This window comes from Flavobacterium sp. 2755 (assembly GCF_031455715.1).
Taxonomy (GTDB): Bacteria; Bacteroidota; Bacteroidia; order Flavobacteriales; family Flavobacteriaceae; genus Flavobacterium.
Genome location: NZ_JAVDTG010000016.1, coordinates 38,904 through 62,689, shown reverse-complemented (window position 1 = coordinate 62,689; position 23,786 = coordinate 38,904). Strand labels below are relative to the sequence as shown.

Here is a 23,786-nt window from a genome sequence, read left to right as displayed (position 1 = left end):
TAAAATAAAGAAATCATGATAAGCTCAGAAGAAAAATTAGATCAAATCAAGGACGAACAAATCGAAAGAAACCTTGAAAACATGGATTATCCGGCAAACGAAGACATTTACAATCAAGATAATAAACTAGAAGACATCAATCCTGAAGATATTTCTGACGAAAGAGTCATCAATCAGGACAATCACGAATGGAAACAAAACAGTGATAAAATTGGAAATGATTTAGATGTCCCAGGTTCTGAACTTGATGATGATCAGGAAGAAATAGGTTCAGAAGACGAAGAAAATAATTTCTACAGCGAGGGCGATAATAATTAGATATATATCACTCTATATATTTAAAAGCCCTTCAAGGGGCTTTTTTTGTTTAGGAATTTACTTAAAATCATTACGTCTAAAATGCCGAATTTAAAAATTCTAAACCAAATAGGCTTTTTTTTTAAGATTAATAAAAAAAGAAACAGAATTTAACAATTGTGATAAACTAAAGCAGAAAATCATTTGTCAGCCCGCAAAATAACGATTACTTTTGCAACAGTTTAACTTTTACATATAAAATGAAGCCTAACACACAACAATTAAGCGATTTAACGATCCAAGTAAGAAGAGATATTCTTAGAATGGTACATGCTGTAAACTCTGGCCACCCAGGTGGATCACTAGGTTGTACTGAATTTTTGGTTACACTATACCAAAATATTATGGACCGCAAAGAAGGTTTTGATATGAACGGAATTGGAGAAGATCTTTTCTTCCTTTCTAACGGGCATATTTCTCCAGTTTTTTATAGCGTATTAGCACGTAGCGGTTATTTCCCTGTTTCAGAACTTGCATCTTTCAGATTATTAAACTCACGTTTACAAGGACACCCAACAACTCATGAAGGGTTACCTGGAGTTCGTATAGCTTCTGGTTCATTAGGACAAGGTTTATCTGTAGCTCTTGGAGCAGCTCAAGCTAAAAAATTAAATGGAGACAATCATTTAATTTATTCTTTACACGGAGATGGAGAATTGCAAGAAGGTCAAAACTGGGAAGCTATCATGTATGCTTCTGCTAAAAAAGTAGACAACATAATTTCGACAATCGACCTTAACGGAAAACAAATTGATGGTACAACTGATGAAGTTTTACCAATGGGAAGTATCCGTGCTAAATTTGAAGCTTTTGGCTGGGATGTTATCGATATCGAAAAAGGAAACGACATTGATGCAATTCTTGCGGGTTTAAATGATGCAAAATCAAGAACAGGAAAAGGTAAACCAGTTTGCATTTTACTACATACAGAAATGGGTAATGGAGTAGATTTTATGATGCATACTCATGCTTGGCATGGTAAAGCACCAAACAACGACCAGTTGGCAAGTGCTTTAGCTCAAAACATCTCAACTTTAGCAGACTATTAAAAACCAGCTTTAAGCTTTAAGCAGTATGCTTTATGCCTATTGCCTACAACTTATTGCGTACAGCAAAATATAAAATGAAAAAATACGAAAATACAGGAAGTAAAGATACTCGTTCGGGTTTTGGAGCGGGAATGACTGAACTAGGTCAAAAAAATGAAAATGTAGTAGCACTTTGTGCAGATTTAATTGGATCATTAAAATTTGATGATTTCAAGAAAAATCACCCAGAGCGTTTTTTCCAAATTGGAATCGCAGAAGCTAACATGATTGGTATTGCTGCAGGTTTAACAATTGGAGGAAAAATTCCATTTACAGGAACTTTCGCTAACTTCTCAACAGGAAGAGTTTACGACCAAATCCGTCAATCTGTTGCTTATTCAGATAAAAACGTAAAAATCTGTGCTTCTCACGCTGGTTTGACATTAGGAGAAGACGGAGCAACTCACCAAATTCTAGAAGATATCGGATTAATGAAAATGTTACCAGGAATGACTGTAATCAATACTTGCGATTACAATCAAACTAAAGCTGCAACATTAGCATTAGCAGATCATCATGGTCCTGCTTATTTACGCTTTGGTCGTCCGGTTGTGCCTAACTTCACTCCTGCTGACGAACCATTCGTAATTGGAAAAGCAATTTTATTAAACGAAGGAACTGATGTAACCATTATCGCAACAGGACACTTAGTTTGGGAAGCTCTTATTGCCGCTGAAGCTTTAGAAGCAAAAGGAATTTCTGCCGAAGTAATTAACATTCACACCATTAAACCTCTTGATGAAGAAGCTATCCTTAAATCGGTTGCTAAAACAAGATGTGTAGTTACTGCTGAAGAGCACAACTATCTTGGAGGTTTAGGAGAAAGCGTTTCAGGAGTGTTAGCTTTAAACAATCCAACTCCACAAGAATTTGTAGCAGTACAAGATAGTTTTGGTGAATCTGGAACCCCAGAGCAGTTAATGGAAAAATACAAACTAAACAATCAAGCAATTGTTGAAGCTGTAGAAAGAGTTATTAAAAGAAAATAATTTTTAGTTTTCTTACCTTATAAAAACAAAAAACCTCGAAAGTGATTTCGAGGTTTTTTTATGTATTCTATTTTTATTATTTCTTTTGATAAGGATATGATTTATCCAAATGAATTCTTAATCTTCCTGCAGCTGTATAATCTTCATCTACAAATTTCCTAGGATTGGTTATAGATTCATTTGGGTCAGTAGGATCATTAGGCTTAGTTAAATCTCCTGTAGGTCTTCTAGGAATTCCTCTTGGCTCCGTTTCGTCTGTATTTGGCGTACTTGGATTGTCTACAGCAGGATCCCAAGGGTAATACGTACTTACTCCATAGTTAAAAGGCTGTCCATCCTTTACACCAAAACCAATTTGTCCCGCTGGTTTTGTAATTTCATAATAAGTAGAATATCCATCTCCATCATCATCAGTATCTACATAATCAGGAATACCATCTTTGTCTGTATCATCAGCTACCATGGTTGATGGCGGAGTTGGATATCTTGCAGTATCTCTAAAATCGTATACATATCCATCTCCATTTAAATCTTCCTGGTAATCAAAAATACCATCAAAATCATGATCTAACCTTTGAAGGCTAAACAATTTAAAACTAAACACTAAAGGCGAATAAGCCGGAATAGCAGTTTGAGTTGATCCATAATACCCTAATCCAGAAGGTAAAAACATTACTCCTGCACCAAAATCTGTATAAGTTATTGTACCATCAGAGCCCGGAGCACTAGGTATACCTGTTTTAAACTGTGGGAAAATTTCGCCCCAGCCATCAATTACAGACTGTGATGCATGCATATATAATTCAAAACTTCTTGCAACACCGTAAGAAGAATCAAATACAGTTCCATTTAGCAGACTTCCAACATATGAAGTATAAACTCTATCTGTATTTAAAGGAGCATCTCCACTACCTTTATTTAAAGATAAATAATATACCTTATAAGTTACATCATGATTGTAAACATCTCTGGATTGCAAAGGATATACTGTTTGATTCATGATTGAAGTTTGTGTTCCTCCTGCCGGAATTTTTTCAATCGTTATATCAAAATTAGCCGTTACTTCTTTTATATAATGAGTATTTAAATATTTAACAATAGAGTCATTGTCAGCTTTATATTGTTCTTTATAATCTCTTAAAGGAACTGTTTCCGGATCATCATGGTCTTTACTACAGGAAACTATAGCTATACCCGCAAGTAATAAAATAAAATAATATTTAAATTTATTCATTATTGTTAATTTTTTAGGTGCGCAAGATACAATATTGATTTATTTTTGTAAAGAATTTAACTTGGATTTTAGAAAAATTATGAGAATAGATAAATACTTATGGTGCGTGCGTTATTATAAGACCAGAAACATGGTAACTGAGGCTTGTAAAAAGAACCATGTTACGGTAAATGGGCAAGTTGCAAAACCATCCAAAGAAGTTTTTCCTACTGATAGAATTACTTTTAGAAAAGATCAAATTACACAAATTATAACCGTACTCGATATTCCGGAAAGTCGTGTGGGAGCTAAACTAGTTGATATTTATCGCAAGAATGAAACTCCTGCTGAAGCATACGAACATTTAGAGTTATTAAAACTTTCTAAAGAACATTATCGTAAAGCAGGAACTGGAAGACCGACTAAAAAAGACAGAAGAGATATTGACGATTATGGAAGTGATTTTATTGATGAGGAAGAAAATGAAAATTAAATTCCAGTTCAAAAAAATCTGAATTCTAAAATCTAAAATCTAAAATTCTAATTGTATTTTAGCAAAAAAATAAATCATGAGCAAAAACATCATCTTAACCAATCAGGAAATCGAACACAAAATAAAACGTATCGCTTATCAAATTTACGAAACGTTTGTTGACGAAGAAGAAGTTGTAATTGCCGGAATTGCTTCCAGCGGTTCTGTTTTTGCTCAAAAAATCGCAACTGTATTAAGCGATATATCTACTCTGAAAATTTCTCTTTGCGAAGTACGCGTTGACAAACAAAATCCACAGCTGCCTATTCAGACTTCTTTATCAGCAGAGGAATATTCAAATAAAGGATTAGTCTTAGTTGATGATGTCTTAAATTCGGGCACAACATTGATTTACGCTGTTCGCCATTTTCTGGACGTTCCGCTTAAGAAATTCAAAACTGCGGTACTTGTAGACCGAAATCACAAAAAGTATCCTGTAAAAGCCGATTTTAAAGGAATTTCTTTATCTACATCTTTATTAGAGCACGTTCAGGTTGTTTTTGATGAAAATGGAGACAATTACGCCTTTCTAAGCTAAGATTTCTAAAATATCCTCAACTGTTTCGTCGACCGTTTTATTATCCACTACAACTTTGTGTTGTGCGTGATTATAATAGAAACTTCTGTCGAATAAATGTTTTGCGATAAATTCTTTCATTTCTTCCTCATCCATATTCGCAATTAAAGGACGTTTGCTTTTATTGTGAACTAATCTATTATATAAAGTATCAATTGAAGCTTTTAAATAAATTGATACTAAATCCTCATTTTGCAATAATAAATGGTTATTTGCATAACAAGGAGTCCCTCCTCCTAAACCAATAATAGTATTTTCTGAAGATTGCAGCAATTCAAGAAACATTTCGTGTTCTAATTTTCTAAAATAAATCTCTCCATGTTGTTCGAAAATCTCATTTATCGACAAATTTGCTTTTTTTTCGATACATTTATCTAAATCTAAAAATGGAATATTTGTAATTTTTGAAAGGTTTTGGGCAATTGTTGACTTTCCGCAGCCCATATAACCTAATAAGACGATTTTTTTCATTCTAATAAAACACTATAAATTAGGGGATTGTAAATTTTGTTTAAAAAAAGACAAATTTATAATAAAATTGCTTGCAATTAATAAAATAAACTCCTTATATTTGCACCCGCATTCAAGAAACGAATATGACTCGATAGCTCAGTCGGTAGAGCACATCACTTTTAATGATGGGGTCCTGGGTTCGAGCCCCAGTCGGGTCACAAAACTTGTGATTAACAAAATAAGTTTCTTGAAAGCAATGACTCGATAGCTCAGTCGGTAGAGCACATCACTTTTAATGATGGGGTCCTGGGTTCGAGCCCCAGTCGGGTCACAAAAAGGTCGAGTATTAATTTACTTGACCTTTTTTGCATTTAGGCCATGTGGAGAAACGGTAGACTCGCCATCTTGAGGGGGTGGTGCTCGCAAGGGCGTGAGGGTTCAAATCCCTCCATGGTCACTAAAAAGCGGAAATCTTTATTTAAAAGGTTTCCGCTTTTTTATTTTTATTCACCCAACTAAAATATATTATCTCGTTATCGCTTTAAAAATCACTTATATTTACAAAACTGTAGATTAAAAATTATGAAGCAAAAAATTGCACTATATATTTTAATTATTTTCATTTTAAACTCTTGTCAAAGAAATAAGGACACACAATTAAGTAAAGATATAATTGGAGAGTGGATCTACATAAAAACAGAAGATCAAAGAAAACCAGAAAAAAACTACGGTGTTAGAATATCACCACCTCTATCTTTTCGCAGACACATACCTGGATATATTTTTTCAAAAAATAACTTATGTGAAAACAAATCCGGTTATTTTAAAAGAATTGAGGCAGTTGAAAGGGAAAATGGAAAGACTTTTTTCTTAGGGACTGAAACTAAATACAAAATCGAAAACGATAGTTTAAAAATTTTAGATTTAGTAACCAAGACTTGGGAAAATCAAAAAATAACTTCAATTATTGGAGACACATTAACAACAGAAATTAGTGACAGTATATTTGCAAAATATGCAAGAACAAAATACAAAATAGACCCTAATGAAAATTATGATAAAATTATAGTTTCTTCTTCCGGTTGTTACGGTTCTTGTCCCGTATTAAACATAAGCATTGATAATAATGGCAATGTCATTTATTATGGTCAAGAGTATAGTATTAAAAATGGAATTTTTAAATCCAAGATTACCAAAAACGAATATCAAAAAATTCAAACTAATTTTAAAAAAGCCAATATAAAAAATCTCAAAGACAATTATTCTGCAAATCATACTGATGACGAAACTGTCACTATTTCATTTATTAAAAATAATAAAATAGTAAAATCTATTAGTGATTATGGAAGAGAATCTCCATCAGCGTTAATTTGGGCTTATGTGCCTGTTAGATATTTGTATCAACAAATAAACCTGATTCCTTTAAAGGTCGAAAAACCTTTATTATCAATATGGAGTATAGGCTTTACAAAAGGAAATCAAATTTGTGTCCTTACAAAATCTGAGAGTTTTTATCTTTTAACTGAAATATTTAAAGGCAAAGAAACAGCTTATAAATTTGAAAGCAGATACCAAATTGAATTTTGGAACGATGATCTGAACAAAAAAGAAATAATCAATACTGACGGGAGATATTTTAAATACAGAGACAAAATTATTGATATAGGATACAATTTTTTAACTGTAAATAACCTGTCTGAGAAATTTAGGCAGAAAGACAAGTATGATTTATAAAAGTTTCAGCAATAAAAATTTATACATAACTTAAAATTTATCGAGTAACAAATAGATGAATACAATAAGAGCAATACAGGATCAAAGCGATTACGAAGATTATTGGGACTTTCTCAACTATCAAATTGACGGTTATTGGCTAGATGAAAAACTTGATGAGCTTTATCCCAATAATTTGTACAAAGGACTAATTCCCACTCTAGTGTATTGGATGGAAAGAGAAGATGAAAAAGAAGTTGTTTGGAAAAGAATTCTGCCAAACAAAAATGAAACGTCCATTTGTCCAATTTTAATGTGCCCTGATGACAATGACTTTTCCTGCACTTTAATAGTTGCCGAAATTAGAAATTGTGGAAACTTAATTCAATGGAAACAAATTGGGCTTGACAAAACAAAAGAATGGGATGCTGAAAAAACGGGTTCGACCGTAGAATGGTTTGATAAATTAGATGAATTCAATTTTTCCATACACGAATATTTAACAATGGTAGAAAATTTTAGAGAAAGATTAAGCATTGACAAAATACGAATTGAAGAAAAATGAATCAAAACAATTCAATCATTTATTCAAACTCATTTGCTTTTCTCCCCAAATCCTCATTTGATTGATAAAAGGAATTAATTCTTGTCCATTTTCAATAAGAGTATATTCAACACGAGGCGGAACTTCAGGATAAACCTTTCTTGAAATCAGTTCATCAGCTTCTAACTCTTTAAGTGTTTGCGTAAGCATTTTTGGTGTGATGCCTTCTACAGCTTTTTTTAATTCACCATACCTCATCAAACCATCTTTTAAATACCACAAAATTCTTCCTTTGTATTTCCCTCCTATTCTTTGAAAAGCATAATCAACCGGGCAATATACTTTTATATTTTTTTTCTCCATTATTATTTTATTCTGTAAACCACTAATAATCAACAAAAGTATACTTTTAGAACATAAAGAACTAAAATGTACGTACTTGCGATAAAGATATTAAATTAGTTTATTTGTTAAGGCTTTTAAAAAGATGAATATAAAAAGTCAGCATCATTTATGTCATTCATTATAATTTCTCACCAACAGATACTAATACATATAAATAAATCATTATGAATAATTTAGCTCAGCAAAATTCAGAAAACATAAAAGTATTAGAAATCCGGAATTATTTATTAAAATCAAATTTAACGGATAAGTTTCGCGATTATTTTCATTCGAAATTTGTTGCTCCCATGAATGAATTAGGTGGTTACACGCTGGGAGAATTTAAAATTAACGACGTAAACGATCGCTTTGTTTGGTTTCGTGGTTTTACAGATATGAAAACCAGATTAGAATTTCTGAATGATTTTTATGTTAATAGCACAACTTGGAAAGAATATGGCAAAGGCGCGAACGAGATGATGATAAACTCGGATAATGTCTATTTGTTACGACCTTTGAAAAAAGAAATCAATAGTGAACTGCTAAAAACCGATAAAACATTCAGCGTTGTTGATTTTTACATTTGTAATAACACACTTGAAAAGGTTATTAATCTATTTGAAACCACCTATATTCCTTTTCTTAAAAATTTAAAAATAGAAGATATAACATTTTGGGTAAGCGAAATGGCTGAAAATGATTTCCCAAGATTACCTGTTTTTCAAGATAAAAATCTTTTAGTGAGTATTACGCATTACAAAGATGAAAATGAGTTTTATGCAAAACAAAAGGAAATTGATTATATGCCGACTGATTTTAAAAATTCGATGCAGGAATTAATAACCATTCAGAATCAATTAGTGCTTTTGAATTTAAACCGATAATTAATATAAAAAGCCTCTCAAAGTCATCAAACTTTGAAAGGCTCTTAAATCAGAATAAAATTGTAACCTAAATTTATTCCTTAATTACTTTTTCTACAGAGATTCCTTTTTCAGAAGTTACTCTGATGAAATACAATCCGTTTGATTTATTGGATAGATTAATTTTTGAACTGTTTTTATTTTCAATTACAGACTGAAGTATTCTTCCCTGAACATCAAACAATTCAATTCTTTTTATGGTATTGTCACAATTAATAAACACGTCGCCTTTTGTTGGGTTTGGATATATATTTATTGTGCTGTCTTTTTCAAAATCTTTATTACCTAATGATTTAAAAATTGTTTCGGCTGTATTGGTATCAACTGCTTCGTTATAATCAAAATAAATACTCGCATCTTGTCCAACCTCATCTCCTGACTGAAGCGAAGGCAGCGTTTTTATTTTAAACAAAATATTTCCGTGGCCTCCAACCGGCGGTGTTTTTGAGGTGCTCAATTTAATTTTTGCAAAAACAAATTCGGCAGTATTTCCTTTAACGACAACATGCACTGCATGCGACGCATCTAATAACTGAAGCGAGTTAATATCATATTTACTTTCATCGATAACAACCTTTACAACCACATTTTCGGCTTCAGCCGTGCCTGTATTTTCAAAATTGATTCCATAATGTAAATAATCCCCAATTGTTGAAGGAGAAACACTCTCGCCTTCTAAACAAGTAATATCATTTGGATCAAATGAACCTACGACTTCCTGATTAAAAACAAATTGATTATCTGCCGGATTACTGTCTCCCGCAATTGGATTTATTGAAGCAGTAAAGTTTAAAATATCTCCAATATTTGCTGGTGGAACTTGTACTGGAGTATTTACATTTAATCCTAGATAAATTCTTCTGCTTTCAAACGGAAGCAAATTAGCGTAATTCCAACCAATGTTGCCCGGAGTTTGAACATTTGGCGCCAGCGTTGCTATTCCATAATGCAATATATTTTGATTGTATGTGAAATTAGCTGTACCATTTAGAGTTTGATTTCCTTTATTACGTATCAAAATCTCGTACCACGCCATAAATCCGGGTTTTGCAGGATATATAGGCGCAATCACGATTTCTGCATCGCTGTTTGTTCCTAATGCACTTACACAGAAATTCTGCTGTGCGGTGTTATTGTTATTATCAGCAAAAGAAACAACTGGGGATGTTGGCGAAACAGAAAAGAAAGCAGGATTTTCAACCGCTGTTGTTATATTAAAATTTCCGGCATCGGTAAAGAAAGTATATTTTCCGTTTAAATCTGTAAAAGTCGAACTTAGAGAAGAACCATCATTTAAATTCACTTTTACATTCGCTTGTTTTGAATCAGCAGCATCACAGCCATTATTATCAACATCAAAAGCAATTGTTCCTGTTATCGTGTTATAGTTTCCGCCCGGATTAAAACTGCAGTATGAATTTACCACAACTGTCGGTAAACCAACACCAACTAAATAACTTTTTGTATCTGCAACATTTGCATCGTCCTGACAAACAAAAATCAAATTTGAATTTCCCGTATTAAAAAAGAAATCTTCATCACGTCCGTTTTTTGCAAACACCATTTTCAGATTCGGATTATCGTTTGCTGTCAAAGATTGAAAGGCTGAAAAATTCGAAACATCAATATTTTGCAATCCTGTTTTAGTAATATTTAAAACCGTAATATTTGGCGAATCAGAGAAATCAGCGGTCGCTAAAGGCATATCAGAATAAAATACATTTATCAATGCACTGCAATTTGTTAAATCAACTGAATTAATATTACTATAACTGCAGTTTAAAAGTTTCAAATTAGTCAATCCAGATAGATTCAATGAAGTTATTGGCGCTTTTTGAACAGCTGTGCCGTCAATTACAAGCGTTTCAAGCGCACTGCAGCCCTGAACATTTATTGAATTCAATGCTTCACTGGTATTACTAATAACAGTAAGCGCATTGCAATTTGAAAAATCGGCGGTCACTAACGGAACATTCTGAATGCTTAAAACTTTTAACTTAGTACATCCTGAAACATTTAGATTTGCAGTTGGATTAGTATTCAATTCTAAAATTTCCAAATTTGTATTTCCCGAAAGATCAAGCGAAGGAATTTGATTAGAATTCAAAAAAACATTTTTTAAATTCACAGTACCTGCCAAATTCAAATTTGAAATAGAATTTACATCTGCTCTTAGTTGAGTAAGATTTGGAGACGAACTCAAATCCAAAGCGGTTAATTGATTTTTAGAACACTCAATAGTCAAAAGTGCCGAACATCCGGTGAGATTTAAATTTGTCAATGCATTGTTATACACATTTAATCCCTGTAACGAACTGCAGCCCGATAAATTTAAAGTAGTCAGCAGATTATCCTGAATTAGAAGGTTTTCTAAACTGGAACAATTCGAAAAATCAGCAATTTTCAATACTTGATTAGGAAGAAAAGTAGACTGCGGAAAATTAAGCAGCGTGCATCCCGAAGCATTTATATTTTCTAAAGTTGGATTATCTGTTATTAAAAAAGTAGTCAGTTTGCTTAATCCCGAAACATTTAATGTTATTAGTTTATTATTTACTGCATTGAAATATTCCAGATTCGGACAGCCCGTTAAATCAAGTTCCGTCAAAACATTATCTTCTAAATATAATTGAGTCAAACCTGAAAGATTACTAGCATTGAAAGCTGACAAAACAGGATTTTGCTGTGCCACGATATTGGTAAGACTGGAACAATTCGAAATTGTCAAAGTAGTCATCGATGGATTTTCCATAAAAGTAACTCCTGTTAATCCGTTCATTCCTGAAACTGTCGCAGAAGTCAAAGCTGGGCTTTTTACGTAAATCGTTTTTAGATTTGGCATTCCGCTTAAATTGATCGAAGTCGTACTGATTCCGTTGAAACCCAATTCTGTTACATTCGTGAAGCCTTCAATTCCCTGAATATTGGTTACCAAATTAGCATTAGTTCCTTCTATCCAAAGTTTATCAATTAAAACCGCTTCTGAAACCTGAATCTGATTATCAAAATTAGTATCGATTCTCGTAACAGCAACGCCGCCGGAATAAGCCGTGAAATTTGCCGCACCGCCATTTACAAGCATATTTTTAAATGTTGGATCGGTAAAATTTAAAATCTGTGCTTTTAGTATTACTGTGAAAAACAGTAAAAATAGGAGTAATTTTTTTCTCATAATTAGTGATATTTTGGTTTTTGGGGAAATCGTTAAAGGGCGTTTATTAATTCCTGTAGTTTTTCTTTCTTGCTTTGTGCAATCGGAATATTCGAATTATCTGCCATAATCACATAACCGCCATCTGTTTTGATATAAGATTTCAGATAAGATAAGTTGATTAAATGCGATTGATGAATGCGCTCAAAACCATGTTCTGAGAGTAATTCTTCGTATTCCTTAAGCGTTTTAGAAATTAATATGGGTTTGTGATTTTTAATAAAAAACTGCGTGTAATTAATTTTTGCTTCACAGCGAATGATATCCGAAACTTCAAACAAATGAATTCCATCGCTCGTAGAAAGTGCAATGCGTTTAAAATTGTCTACTTTTTTTCGGATGTTTTCCAGCAGTAAATCAATGTTTTCAAATGAATTGTTTTTCCCAACAGCTTCTTTAATTTTTGCCATTGTATCTTGCAATTCTTCCGGATCAACAGGTTTTAAGATAAAATCAAGCGCACTAAATTTAAATGCTTTTACAGCGTATTGTTCATGCGCAGTGATAAATACGACGTGAGCATTTAGTTTTCCATTTACTTTATTTAATCTTTCAAGAATATCAAAACCAGTTCCGTCGGTTAAATGAATATCCAGAAAAATAACCTGAGGTCTTAATTTTTCAATAACGGCAATTCCGGTTTTTACACTTTCGGCTTCGCCAATAATTAAAATATCATTTGTATAACGTTCTAAAAGCGCTTTTAAACCCGTTCTCAAATGTTTGTCGTCCTCTATTAATACTGCTGTTATCATTTATTAAAAATTAAGGTATGTATTGAACAGGCAGACGCAAAACGACTTTTGTTCCTGTTTTTTTATTTTCTGATTCTAATTCGGTAATTTCTATTTGTGCAGATTTGGAGGTTATGGATTCCATTATTTCCAAACGCTTTTTTGTAATTCCCAAAGCCATCGATTTATGGGCTGTAACTGAGTTTTCTTTTAAATGTTTCGATTCAGATAAACCAATTCCATCATCCTTAATTGTGCAGATTAACTGCTCATTTTCAACATCAAAATCAACTTCAATTTTCCCGGTTCCATCTTTAGGGACAATTCCGTGAAGAATCGCATTTTCTACAAATGGCTGAATCAGCAAAGGCGGCAATCCCATATTAAATTCGACTCTTTCGCTTGATCTTATTTCAAACTCAAATTTGTCATGAAAACGGAGTTTTTCTAATTCCAGATAATTCTGAAGGCTTTCAATTTCTTTATCAATTGGGATCAAGGAACCTTTTGAATATTCGAGTGTAAGCCGCATTAATTTGGAAAATTTAGATAAATATTTCAATGCCGAATCGGTTCCGTTTTGAACAATAAAACTCGAAATTGAACTCAAACAATTAAATACAAAATGCGGGTTCATTTGTAAATGCAGTGCTTTTTGTTCGTACTCGGCAACTTCTTTTTTCAATGTGAGCTGGCGTTTAACCTGCATTCTATTATAAATTACCAATACCAAGGCAATTAAAAGTAAAGCGCCTAAAATGGAGAAAATAACAAACTGAATCTGTCTTTTATTTTTTTCAGATAACAAAGCTTCCTTTTTTCTGTATTCGTAATTGACTTCTGCCAAAGCAAATTTCTGGCTTGTTGTTTCATTAATGATACTGTCTCGCGCTTGTACATAATTTTTATAATGTTCTAACGCTGATTTTGGATCGTTTAAAGCTTCGTATAATTCACTCAATAATTTTTCAGAATGATAGGTCTGATCCAGTACTCCTATTTCTTTTGCATAAGCAAGAGATTTCTCTGCAAAAGGCATTGCTTCTTTATATTTCTTTTGATCTTGAAGTAAACCTGCGATATTGTATAAAGAAAGTGAAGCCCCAAATTTGTTTTGCAATTCTTCATACAAATTCAATGACTTCGTATAATATTCATTGGCCAGTTTTAAATCTTTTTCTTTCCTGTAATAATCTCCTAAATAATTACACAAAAGTGCATAGCCTCGCGCATTATCTGTATTCTCAAAAAGTTTTTTTGCTTTGTTATAATACAGAATCGCATTTTTATTCTGACCTGTTTCAAAGTAAATTGCACCAATATTAGTGAGTGTAACAGCAGCATTTTTTTCTCCAGTTTCAGTTTGAATTTTAGAAGCTTTTTTTAAGTATTCTAGCGCTTTTGGATAATTTAACTGCGATTTATAAATAATCCCAATATTATTAAGTGCTTTAGAAACATTCGCCTGCTCATCAATTTCCTGATATAATTGCAGTGCTTCTTCATAATTTTTTAATGCCAGAATTTGATTGCTTTGTTCTGAGTAAACTACGCCAGAACTGGCATAGGCACGCGCCAAACCGCTTTTTACTTTTTTGCCTGAATCTTCCTTTAAAACTTTTCTAAATTCTAATTGAGCAGTTTTAAAATATTTTAAAGCATTTGGATAATCTCCTAAAATAATTGAAGCATTTCCTTTATTAACATAAGCTGTAGCAAGTCCAAAAGTAAAATCAGATTTCAAACTTAGATTCGTTGCTTTTTGAGCATAAAATAAAGTTGAATCAGGATTGATTTCTTTGTACAAATCGGCTATTTTATTATACTCATTGACTTTTGAAGTATCAATTTTAGTATAAATAAGCACTCTTTTCAAACTATCAATCTTAGCGTTTTGAGCATTCGACACCTGCCCTGCAAGAAAGAAGAAAAAGAAAATTATCAGACGTAATTTTTGACTCACTATTTTTTATTTTGCTTGTTGTGAGACAAATGTATGATATGTTTTTTAGTAACTGAACATGAATTATTATTTCTCAGGTTTCACTTATTATTTGAATTTTTTCGATTATTTAAAAAATCAAACCAGTCAAAAACTTAATTACTGCCTATCCTATTTGTTATTAAAATCTCCCTTATAAAAATACTTAATTTTAAAACAAATTAAGTATTTTTATAAGTTAAATATTACAAATAAATAATATATTTATAAGATAATTACTATATTAGCTGCTAATCAAATTAATTAAAACCTTTTTATGAAAACAAAATTTTTAAAATTAGCAGGAGCGTTTTGCGCCTTATTGTTGATTCATTCTTGCCAAAAAGATGAACTTCCGTTAAATGCAAAAAACAACAATACTTTAATTGAAGAAGAAAGAGCAACCGGATATATTCCGTCTACTCCTGAGCAGCTGGCTCAACTTAGAACTTTAAAAACATCTTCACTCACGAAAAAAGAAGCTATTCCTGCGCGCTATGAACTGCCGGAACTGCCTGCTGCTCTTAACCAGGGTTCAAAAGGATCTTGCGTTCCTTACTCAATCGCCCATGCTATTACTTTATTAAAAAGTGAATCAAAAAGATTAGCTAACGGAACTCCAGACTTTAGTGTTTATCCTAGTGGAGATTACATATATGAAAAGTATAAAGTTGACATGAACAATTGTGGCAACGGTGTTTATTTTTGGGAAGCCTTAGATGCTATAAAAACAGAAGGCACACCTAGTTATACTGATATGGGATTTGTAAATTGTGGTGTTCTTCCTAATACTTCTCAACAAAATAATGCCCCAAAAAACAGAATATTTGACTATGCTGTAATAAGAACACCAGATGGCTTTAGAGGGACAATAGAAGATATGAAAAGCCAAATTGCAAAAGGAAACCCTGTAATTATAGGAATGGAAGTCGACAGAGACTTTGTTTCCAGCTCTATCCGTTTATGGGACAAAAACAATTCTGCTTTTTATGGGAATCATGCCGTTGTTTTAACTGGTTACGACGATGAAAAACAAGCTTTTAGGCTTCTTAATTCTTGGGGATCAAATTGGGGTGAAAATGGATACATCTGGGCTACTTACAGCAAAATAGATGAAGCAATGCACGGTGATGTGTATGTATTACAAAAAGATAATCCATTGAAATACAAAAGCACTATCGAACCTAATATTATCCTAATCAAGGACATAAGTAATTCTGCAGATAATATAAAATTTAAATTTGCAAATGGTCAATCAATTCCTTTTATTAACAATGGTGAATTTAACTGGAATAATGATTTAATAAAGCCTAATTATGAGCTATATAACAACCCCGTATTAGATCTAAGTTATTTCTTACCTTCTAATAATGAAGGAATTGATTTAGAAGGGGATTTAACTTTTGAGATAAGAGTAAGAATAGAATCAAGTAAAAATAATTCTTATCCTTTAAATACCGAAAAAGGAATTGAATTACGATTATGGAATGGAGGACTTGGAGGTCCAAGTAAATATATGAGTTGCATTGTTCCAATGGAAGGTCTTAACAAACCTGCTGTATTTACAAACACTTTAGGTGAAATTTATCGTTATTCAGCAGATCCCTATGTAAATGATTATAGGGCTACCAATAATTCTTTCGAAAGAGACAGGACTATAAGATTCCATCTTAAAAATGGTCAATTCATTTTGAGTACTCCTGGTTTAAAAATGCCATCAGGAATAAGTAGATTAAAAACTTTTTATATACATAACGTAGGTACTATGGGTGCCATTACTGATATTAGAATGTATAAAAACGGTAAGCTAATGGGTATCGATAATTTTGATACAAAAACACCTTGGCTTCAATGGTATGAATAATAACCTAAATTATAAAACGCACAAAGAAATCTTTGTGCGTTTTTATTTTAAGCGTAATAGTTTTCTTCTTCTAAATTTAAATATATCATTTTCAAACTTTTTTGTAAATTCATCCTTAATTACAGATTGCTTTTTTCTCCAAAATTATTGACTAAAAGATAAACGTATGGCAAGAATACATTTATTTGAATTTGAAGATCAAAAATGGTTTCCTGTTTTTTTAAGAAACTACATAACCGACTTTTTACAATTCCTGTCGAACAAAACCGGAATGTACAAACCCGTTGTTCCTTTACTTGTCGATATTTTAAAAGCGAACAATACAACAACAATTATTGATCTCGCTTCTGGCGGAGGCGGCGGACTTATTTGGTTAAACAATGAATTAAAAAAAGAAATTCCAAACTTAAAAATCATTCTGACCGATTATTACCCAAACATTCCAGCTTTTGAATACACTAAAAAGCAAGCTGATAATTTTGAATATATAAGTCATTCTGTTGATGCACGAAATGTTCCTTCAGACTTAAACGGACTTAGAACTCAATTTCTTTCCTTACATCATTTTAAACCAAACGATGCAAAACAGATTTTGCAAAATGCTGTAGATTCAAAATCTCCAATCGCCATTTTTGAAGTTCAGGAAAGAAGTTTCGCTAGTATTGTTGCTATGATATTTTCTCCAATAAGCGTTTTATTGACTACGCCATTCATCAGGCCTTTTAAAATTGGCCGCATTATTTTCACTTATTTAATTCCTATAGTTCCTCTTTTTGTTTTATGGGATGGTATTGTTTCTTCCTTAAGAACTTATTCAGTTGAAGAAATGAATGATCTTGTAAAAGACCTACATAATACAGAATCTTATAACTGGCAGATTAACAGGGTAAAATCCGGCCCTGGAGTTGTACTGTATTTAATAGTAACAGAGAAAAAATAAGCTTTTATTCAAAACACAATTCATAATTAGTAATTATTTTACAAAAGAATTCTTTCACAAAAACAAAACTTTGCTAAATTCGTTTAAAGAATAATTAACCTGCTAATCCCAAATTAGTTTTATGAAAAACCTACTATTATTATCATTTATTATGATAAGCTTTTCGTCGTGGTCACAAACCGCAGAAATTTATTTTAACAAAGCTTTTAACAAAGCTGCAACCGGAAATTACAAAAGCGCAATTGCTGATTACACAAAAGCCATTCGCAAAAATTCTAAATTTGTTGAAGCGTATCAAAATCGTGGCGTTGCAAAATACCAATTGAATGACTTACAAGGCGCAATGGACGACTTTAGCAAAACAATTGAACTTGACAATATGAATGCCGATGCTTTTACGGGCCGTGCAAACGTAAACTTCAAACTATCAAAATTTAAAGAAGCAATTCAAGACTGTACTTCTTCACTTAGCTTAAATCCAAGAGACTATGTTGCTTACAATTTACGAGGTTTAGCTTACAATAAAGTTGGAGAAAAGGCCAATTCCTGCAAAGATTTCTTAAAAGCAATCGAATTAGGAAGTCAAAGTGCTATAAAAAACAAAAGCACTTTTTGTAAATAATAAATCAAATTTGTGTTAACAAAAAGTAATCTGCAAAAGAATGGCTTTGCAGATTACTTTTTATATCTTATTCATAAAAAAATAGTGTCCGTTTTTTAATAATCCGGTTAGTTGTTACATTTGTTACAAAACTAGCCTAACCATGATAAAACACTACTTTTCAAAAACTTACACACCTTCTATCTTTTTTATATTGGTTTTTCTTTTTACAGTCAATGTAAAATCACAAACCTTTACAGACAGTAATTTACCTATTGTCATTATCAATACAGACATAGATCCGAATACGAATCAACCAATCGAAATTCCGGATGATCCAAAGGTTTTGGCAACGATGAAAATCATTAAAAGACCAGACGGAACCCGAAATTATTTAACCGATAGTAATACTGCCGCTTATTTAAATTATAACGGAAGAATTGGTATTGAACTGAGAGGATCGTCTTCACAGTCTCTTCCTAAAAAACCTTATGGTTTTACCACTTTAAAAGCAAATAACACCAGCAATAACAACGTCAGTTTACTGGGAATGCCTGTAGAAAATGACTGGATTTTAAATTCATTAGCTTTTGATCCTTCTTGTATTCGCGATTATATTTCGTATAATTTATCCCGACAAATTGGCGATTATGCTACACGAACTGTTTATTGTGAAGTGGTCATTAACAATGAATATAAAGGATTATACATTTTACAGGAAAAAGTAAAATCGAACGTTAACAGAGTAAATGTTATTAAAATGGCTGATACCGACAATACACTTCCAAATGTAAGCGGAGGTTATATTACAAAAGCCGATAAAACAACAGGCGGAGATCCAGTTGCCTGGACAATGTCTTCTTATTTTGGTACTGTAGATTTTATACACGAATTACCAAAACCGGAAAACGTTACTATTGAGCAAAATGATTATATAAAAAACCAGTTTAAAAATCTGGAAATTACATCTACTGCACATAATACTGATTTAGCAACAGGATATTCATCGGTTATTGATGTTCCTTCATTTGTTGATTATATGATTTTGGCTGAATTTGCATCAAATGTCGACAGTTATCAATACAGCACATATTTCCATAAAGACAAAGAAGGAAAACTGCGCGCCGGCCCTATTTGGGATTTTAATCTAACATACGGAAATGATTTATTTAGCTGGGGATATGACAGAAGCAAATATAACGTTTGGCAATTTTCAAACGGCGATAATGAAGGTGCCAGATTTTGGCAGGATTTATTTAATGACACTACTTTTAAATGTTATTTCTCCAAAAGATGGAATGAACTGACAGTACAAGGAAAGCCTTTAAACTACAACAGCCTTACTCAGTTTATAGACGAAACTGTAAATTATATCAGCGAAGCAAAAGCGAGAGAAAATCAAAAATGGGGAACAATTCCAAACGATGCACTTGAAATCAGCAATCTAAAATCATTTTTATCCAATAGAATTTCATGGATAACAGGACAATTAGGAAGTTTTAGCAGCTGCAGTAATATCGAAACCCCTTCGCTTGTTATCACAAAAATAAATTACAATCCCGGAGTTTCGGCAACTTTTCCAACCAGCAATGATCTGGAATTTATAGAAATTAGAAATACAGGAAACACTGCTGTTAATTTAACCGGCATTTATTTAAGCGAATTGGGGCTTTCATATCAATTTCCTGCCAATTCAACATTAGCCGCAAATCAAGGTATTTATATTACAAGCAATAAAACTACTTTTGAATCTAAATACGGAGTAACCGCTTTTGGGCAGTTCTCACGCAATTTATCCAATACATCACAAAAAATAGTTTTAGCAGATGGTTTTGGAAACACAATCGATTCTGTTGAATATACAAATGTATCTCCGTGGCCAAATGCAGATGGAAACGGAAGCTATTTACAGCTTTCCAGTACTGATCTTGACAATGCGCTGGCTTCAAGCTGGATTGCAGCATCTGATACTAATTTATCTGTTCCGGAAAGTATTGAATTAAAAAATGCGGTTTTATACCCAAATCCGGTAAAAAATACATTGACCATTCAGGCGAGCAAACCTATTTTAAATTATAAAGTGTATGATGTACTGGGACGCTTATTGTATGAATCAAAACAAGATTCTAATACAATAAAAGCAGATTGGAGTTTGTATCCAAAAGGAATTTATTATATTTCGATTTTCAATGAAAATGGATACAGCACCAAAAAGGTAATCAAACAATAACAGTAAAAAACTGCATGTCACTTTTAAGAAAAATAAATAACCTTCAAACAGATAAAAATTCAGGATTTGGCACGAATGCCGGAAGCTACGGCGGAAGATTTGTAAATAAAAACGGAACTCCAAATATCGAAAAAAGAGGTATGAACCTGCTTCGAAGAATAAGCTGGTATCATACCATGATCGATATGCCCAACTGGAAATTCATGCTTATTTTATTCTCTTTCTATATTATAATCAATTTCATTTTTGCGGTTGTTTATTATGCCATAGGGATTGAACACCTGGACGGAATTTCACCGTCTGGAAGTCTTTTAACACAGTTTGGACAGGCTTATTTTTTTAGTGCACAGACTTTTACAACGGTTGGTTACGGACATATCAGCCCAACCGGATTCCTGACAAGTGCTTTGTCTGCAGCCGAAGCTTTAATTGGTTTGCTGAGTTTTGCCATTGCAACAGGTTTATTCTTTGGAAGGTTCAGCAAACCAACTGCTTTTTTAAAATTTTCGCACAATGCTTTAATTTCTCCTTATGGAGAAGGAAAAGGCTTAATGATACGTCTTGTTCCTTTTAAAAATACCAACTTTACAGATGCAACGGCAAAAGTTACTTTAGGAATGAGTATTGAAGAAAACGGTCAGCGAGTAAATAAATTCTACAATCTTAACCTCGAAATAGATCGTATAAATGCGCTTTCGTTAAGCTGGACATTAGTTCATCCCATTGATGAAAACAGCCCTTTGTACACTTTTACCGAAGAAGATTTTAAAAATACACATGGCGAGATTTTAGTTTTCATCACCACTTTTGATGATATGTTTAGTAATACCGTAGCAGCCAGAACTTCGTACACTTTTAACGAAATTATTTACGGTGCAAAATTCAAAATTATGTACAACAGAAGCAAAGATAATACTAAAACGATTTTACATTTAGACAAATTAGATCAGTTTGATACTACAAACTTCTCATAAAGAATCATTTTTATCAAGTTTTTAAGGTTTTTTGAGATTTTATTTTACTTTTGTTTACATAATCGTATCAAATGGTAAACAATATAAAAACTGTTTTCAGTATAAAAGATCTTGAGAATTTATCCGGAATAAAAGCACACACGATTCGCATTTGGGAAAAAAGATATAACATTTTGGAGCCAATGCGTACTGATACCAATATCAGACTTTATAATCTGCAAAACCTTCAGAAACTTCTAAACATCACATTATTACACGAATACGGTTATAAAATTTCTAAAATAGCAACTTACCCGGAAGAAAAAATTCCGCAGTTGGTACGTGAAATTATTTCGAAGAAAAACTCTCAAAACTACGCCATTACATCTTTTAAAATGGCGATGATGAATTTTGATCAGGAACTGTTTTTCAACACGTTTGACTGGCTTATTTCTGAAAAAACGTTTAAAGAAGTTTTTAAAGACCATTTTTTACCTTTATTAAAAGAATTGGGATTATTGTGGCAGTCGGAAACGATCACGCCTGCAAATGAACATTTTATGAGTCATTTGATCAAGCAGAAAATCTTAATTTATACCGAAAGCCTTCAGATTCAAAAACCAACAAAAACAGACAGAATCTTTGTTCTTTCCCTTCCATTAAATGAAATTCATCAAATAGGATTACTTTATCTTCAATATGAAATTTTATCTAAAGGTTACAAAACCATTTATTTAGGCGAAAGCATGCCTATCGAAAACCTGCAGGATTTAACCAAACATTTTGAAAATATCACTTTTGTTTCCTTCATGACTATCCAGCCGGATCGCAGCGTTATCAACCAATACGTAAAGTCAATGGGACAAAAACTACTGCAAAAAAACAATGAAATCTGGCTTATGGGTAAAATGGTCGAACATATCGATCAAAAAGTACTGCCGGAAAGAATTCGTATTTTTGATTCGATGGAAGAAACAATTGAAACAATTTAATTTTTTTGTTTAAAGTTTTTGTACTTTTATTAAACAAAAATGACAAAAACTATCGCAATTATAGGTTCGGGCTTTTCTTCGTTAGCCGCATCATGTTACCTGGCACAGCAAGGAAACAAGGTCACTATTTATGAAAAAAATCCAACAATTGGAGGTCGGGCAAGACAATTCAAAAAAGATGGTTTTACATTTGATATGGGACCAAGCTGGTACTGGATGCCAGATGTTTTTGAACGTTTTTTTAATGACTTCAATAAAAAACCATCCGATTATTACGAGCTTATAAAGCTAAATCCCGCCTATCGTGTTTATTTTGGAATAAATGATTTTATCAGCATTTACGACAATTTAGAAGAGATTAAAGCTACGTTTGAAGAAATCGAAAAAGGAAGCGGTAAACAACTTCAAATCTTTATCAATCAAGCTAAAAGCAATTATGATATTGCCATAAAAGATTTAGTTTACCGTCCCGGAGTTTCTCCCCTTGAATTAATTACAAAAGAAACCGCTTTAAAACTCAATCAGTTTTTTAGCAATGTCAGTTCTGATATTCGCCGGAAATTTAAAAATGAAAGACTGATTCAAATTCTCGAATTTCCCGTTTTATTTCTCGGCGCGAAACCAACTAAAACACCTTCATTTTACAATTTTATGAATTATGCCGATTTCGGACTTGGAACCTGGCATCCTAAAACCGGAATGTTTGATGTCATTCGAGGAATCGAAAAATTAGCCGTAGAACTTGGCGTTACCATCAAAACAAATTCTCCTATTGAAAAAATAATCGTTGAAAATAAAACCGCCACAGGAATTGTTATTAAAGGTGAAATTATAAATGCCGATATTATTTTAAGCGGAGCCGATTATCAGCATACCGAAACTTTACTAGAAAAAGAACATCAGGTTTATTCTGAAAAATACTGGGAAAGCCGGATCTTTGCGCCATCTTCACTCCTATTTTTTGTGGGTTTCAATAAGAAGATTGAAAACATTTCACATCATGCTTTATTTTTTGATGTCGATTTTAATCAGCACGCCGCTGATATTTACGATAATCCAAAATGGCCGGAAGCTCCGTTATTTTACGCCAATTTCCCATCTAAAACAGATCAGACTGCAGCGCCAAACGGAATGGAAACCGGATTTTTCCTGATTCCGCTTGCACCCGGAATAGAAGATAACGAAACACTAAGAGAAGAATATTTCGAAAAGATAATTACACGTTTCGAGCTGCTTACACAACAAGAAATCAGAAATAACATTATATTTAAGGAATCATTCTGTAAAAACGATTTTGAAGCAGATTACAATGCCTATAAAGGAAACGCTTACGGAATGGCTAATACATTATTGCAAACGGCATTTTTGCGCCCAAAACTAAAAAGCAAAAAAGTACGTAACTTATATTTCACAGGGCAATTGACTGTTCCGGGGCCAGGCGTTCCTCCTGCATTAATTTCAGGAAAACTAGCCGCTGAATTAATTCAAAAATCTTTAAGATCTTAAA

General features: G+C 32.6%; 21 protein-coding genes and 3 tRNA genes. 18 read left to right on the top strand and 6 right to left on the bottom strand.

The window, feature by feature from the left end; translation table 11 throughout:
* Positions 1 to 15: 15 nt before the first annotated feature.
* From J2Y38_RS24215 to J2Y38_RS24205, 3 genes are all read left to right on the top strand, one after another.
* Positions 16 to 318: a hypothetical protein gene (locus J2Y38_RS24215; RefSeq protein ID WP_309847855.1), complete on the top strand. Its 303-nt coding sequence runs from the start codon at positions 16 to 18 to the stop codon at positions 316 to 318.
* A 239-nt stretch (positions 319 to 557) separates the two neighbouring features.
* Positions 558 to 1,406: a transketolase gene (locus tag J2Y38_RS24210; protein ID WP_309847852.1), complete on the top strand. Its 849-nt coding sequence runs from the start codon at positions 558 to 560 to the stop codon at positions 1,404 to 1,406.
* Positions 1,407 to 1,480: 74 nt separating this feature from the next.
* Positions 1,481 to 2,434, top strand: a complete 954-nt coding sequence (locus J2Y38_RS24205) for a transketolase family protein (RefSeq protein ID WP_256635855.1) — start codon at positions 1,481 to 1,483, stop codon at positions 2,432 to 2,434.
* 76 nt (positions 2,435 to 2,510) lie between these two features.
* Here the strand turns inward: J2Y38_RS24205 and J2Y38_RS24200 are convergent, their stop codons facing one another.
* On the bottom strand, positions 2,511 to 3,668 hold the full coding sequence (locus J2Y38_RS24200; RefSeq protein WP_309847848.1) for an FKBP-type peptidyl-prolyl cis-trans isomerase: 1,158 nt from the start codon (positions 3,666 to 3,668) through the stop codon (positions 2,511 to 2,513).
* A 79-nt stretch (positions 3,669 to 3,747) separates the two neighbouring features.
* Here J2Y38_RS24200 and J2Y38_RS24195 point away from each other — a divergent pair, with 79 nt between their 5' ends.
* Entirely contained in the window at positions 3,748 to 4,140 is a 393-nt protein-coding gene (locus J2Y38_RS24195; RefSeq protein ID WP_309847846.1) for an RNA-binding S4 domain-containing protein, read from the top strand.
* Between the two features lie 76 nt (positions 4,141 to 4,216).
* Positions 4,217 to 4,717 carry a phosphoribosyltransferase domain-containing protein gene (locus tag J2Y38_RS24190; protein WP_073486159.1) on the top strand — a complete coding sequence of 167 codons (501 nt, stop codon included), beginning with the start codon at positions 4,217 to 4,219 and terminating at the stop codon, positions 4,715 to 4,717.
* On the opposite strand, the gene J2Y38_RS24185 is transcribed toward J2Y38_RS24190, so the two are convergent.
* Positions 4,709 to 5,227 (bottom strand): shikimate kinase, encoded by a 519-nt coding sequence (locus J2Y38_RS24185; protein WP_309847844.1) that lies wholly within the window; start codon positions 5,225 to 5,227, stop codon positions 4,709 to 4,711. The two genes, J2Y38_RS24190 and J2Y38_RS24185, sit on opposite strands and share 9 nt — an antisense overlap.
* 127 nt (positions 5,228 to 5,354) lie before the next feature.
* Here J2Y38_RS24185 and J2Y38_RS24180 point away from each other — a divergent pair.
* The 5 genes from J2Y38_RS24180 to J2Y38_RS24160 all read left to right on the top strand — a co-directional run bounded on the left by J2Y38_RS24180 (position 5,355) and on the right by J2Y38_RS24160 (position 7,487).
* Positions 5,355 to 5,427, top strand: a tRNA-Lys gene (locus J2Y38_RS24180).
* A gap of 40 nt (positions 5,428 to 5,467) precedes the next feature.
* A tRNA-Lys gene (locus J2Y38_RS24175) sits at positions 5,468 to 5,540 on the top strand.
* 43 nt (positions 5,541 to 5,583) lie between these two features.
* A tRNA-Leu gene (locus J2Y38_RS24170) sits at positions 5,584 to 5,666 on the top strand.
* A gap of 125 nt (positions 5,667 to 5,791) precedes the next feature.
* On the top strand, positions 5,792 to 6,943 hold the full coding sequence (locus J2Y38_RS24165) for a DUF6438 domain-containing protein (RefSeq protein ID WP_309847843.1): 1,152 nt from the start codon (positions 5,792 to 5,794) through the stop codon (positions 6,941 to 6,943).
* A 55-nt stretch (positions 6,944 to 6,998) separates the two neighbouring features.
* Positions 6,999 to 7,487 carry a hypothetical protein gene (locus J2Y38_RS24160; RefSeq protein WP_309847842.1) on the top strand — a complete coding sequence of 163 codons (489 nt, stop codon included), beginning with the start codon at positions 6,999 to 7,001 and terminating at the stop codon, positions 7,485 to 7,487.
* A gap of 15 nt (positions 7,488 to 7,502) precedes the next feature.
* Here J2Y38_RS24160 and J2Y38_RS24155 read toward each other — a convergent pair whose 3' ends face one another.
* Positions 7,503 to 7,829 (bottom strand): helix-turn-helix domain-containing protein, encoded by a 327-nt coding sequence (locus J2Y38_RS24155; RefSeq protein WP_309847841.1) that lies wholly within the window; start codon positions 7,827 to 7,829, stop codon positions 7,503 to 7,505.
* 206 nt (positions 7,830 to 8,035) lie between these two features.
* On the opposite strand from J2Y38_RS24155, the gene J2Y38_RS24150 reads away from it, so the two are divergent.
* The gene (locus J2Y38_RS24150; protein WP_309847840.1) at positions 8,036 to 8,734 is read left to right on the top strand and encodes a hypothetical protein; all 699 of its coding nucleotides are present in this window, start codon (positions 8,036 to 8,038) and stop codon (positions 8,732 to 8,734) included.
* Between the two features lie 73 nt (positions 8,735 to 8,807).
* On the opposite strand, the gene J2Y38_RS24145 is transcribed toward J2Y38_RS24150, so the two are convergent.
* The 3 genes from J2Y38_RS24145 to J2Y38_RS24135 are packed head-to-tail and all read right to left on the bottom strand — an operon-like array spanning position 8,808 to position 14,585.
* Positions 8,808 to 11,945 carry a T9SS type A sorting domain-containing protein gene (locus J2Y38_RS24145; RefSeq protein ID WP_309847839.1) on the bottom strand — a complete coding sequence of 1,046 codons (3,138 nt, stop codon included), beginning with the start codon at positions 11,943 to 11,945 and terminating at the stop codon, positions 8,808 to 8,810.
* A 32-nt stretch (positions 11,946 to 11,977) separates the two neighbouring features.
* Complete coding sequence (locus J2Y38_RS24140; protein ID WP_056201482.1) at positions 11,978 to 12,739, bottom strand: LytTR family DNA-binding domain-containing protein; 762 nt, start codon at positions 12,737 to 12,739, stop codon at positions 11,978 to 11,980.
* A 10-nt stretch (positions 12,740 to 12,749) separates the two neighbouring features.
* Positions 12,750 to 14,585: a tetratricopeptide repeat protein gene (locus tag J2Y38_RS24135; protein WP_309847901.1), complete on the bottom strand. Its 1,836-nt coding sequence runs from the start codon at positions 14,583 to 14,585 to the stop codon at positions 12,750 to 12,752.
* 391 nt (positions 14,586 to 14,976) lie between these two features.
* Between J2Y38_RS24135 and J2Y38_RS24130 the strand changes: the two genes are divergently transcribed.
* The 7 genes from J2Y38_RS24130 (at position 14,977) to J2Y38_RS24100 (ending at position 23,785) form a co-directional block, all read left to right on the top strand.
* Complete coding sequence (locus J2Y38_RS24130; RefSeq protein WP_309847836.1) at positions 14,977 to 16,563, top strand: C1 family peptidase; 1,587 nt, start codon at positions 14,977 to 14,979, stop codon at positions 16,561 to 16,563.
* A 166-nt stretch (positions 16,564 to 16,729) separates the two neighbouring features.
* The gene (locus J2Y38_RS24125; RefSeq protein WP_309847833.1) at positions 16,730 to 17,503 is read left to right on the top strand and encodes a hypothetical protein; all 774 of its coding nucleotides are present in this window, start codon (positions 16,730 to 16,732) and stop codon (positions 17,501 to 17,503) included.
* A gap of 121 nt (positions 17,504 to 17,624) precedes the next feature.
* The gene (locus J2Y38_RS24120; RefSeq protein ID WP_309847831.1) at positions 17,625 to 18,125 is read left to right on the top strand and encodes a tetratricopeptide repeat protein; all 501 of its coding nucleotides are present in this window, start codon (positions 17,625 to 17,627) and stop codon (positions 18,123 to 18,125) included.
* 142 nt (positions 18,126 to 18,267) lie between these two features.
* Positions 18,268 to 20,334 (top strand): CotH kinase family protein, encoded by a 2,067-nt coding sequence (locus J2Y38_RS24115; RefSeq protein WP_309847829.1) that lies wholly within the window; start codon positions 18,268 to 18,270, stop codon positions 20,332 to 20,334.
* Between the two features lie 14 nt (positions 20,335 to 20,348).
* Positions 20,349 to 21,308: an ion channel gene (locus tag J2Y38_RS24110; RefSeq protein WP_309847826.1), complete on the top strand. Its 960-nt coding sequence runs from the start codon at positions 20,349 to 20,351 to the stop codon at positions 21,306 to 21,308.
* 71 nt (positions 21,309 to 21,379) lie between these two features.
* On the top strand, positions 21,380 to 22,279 hold the full coding sequence (locus tag J2Y38_RS24105) for a MerR family transcriptional regulator (protein ID WP_309847823.1): 900 nt from the start codon (positions 21,380 to 21,382) through the stop codon (positions 22,277 to 22,279).
* Positions 22,280 to 22,318: 39 nt separating this feature from the next.
* Entirely contained in the window at positions 22,319 to 23,785 is a 1,467-nt protein-coding gene (locus J2Y38_RS24100; RefSeq protein ID WP_309847820.1) for a phytoene desaturase family protein, read from the top strand.
* Position 23,786 lies beyond the last annotated feature (1 nt).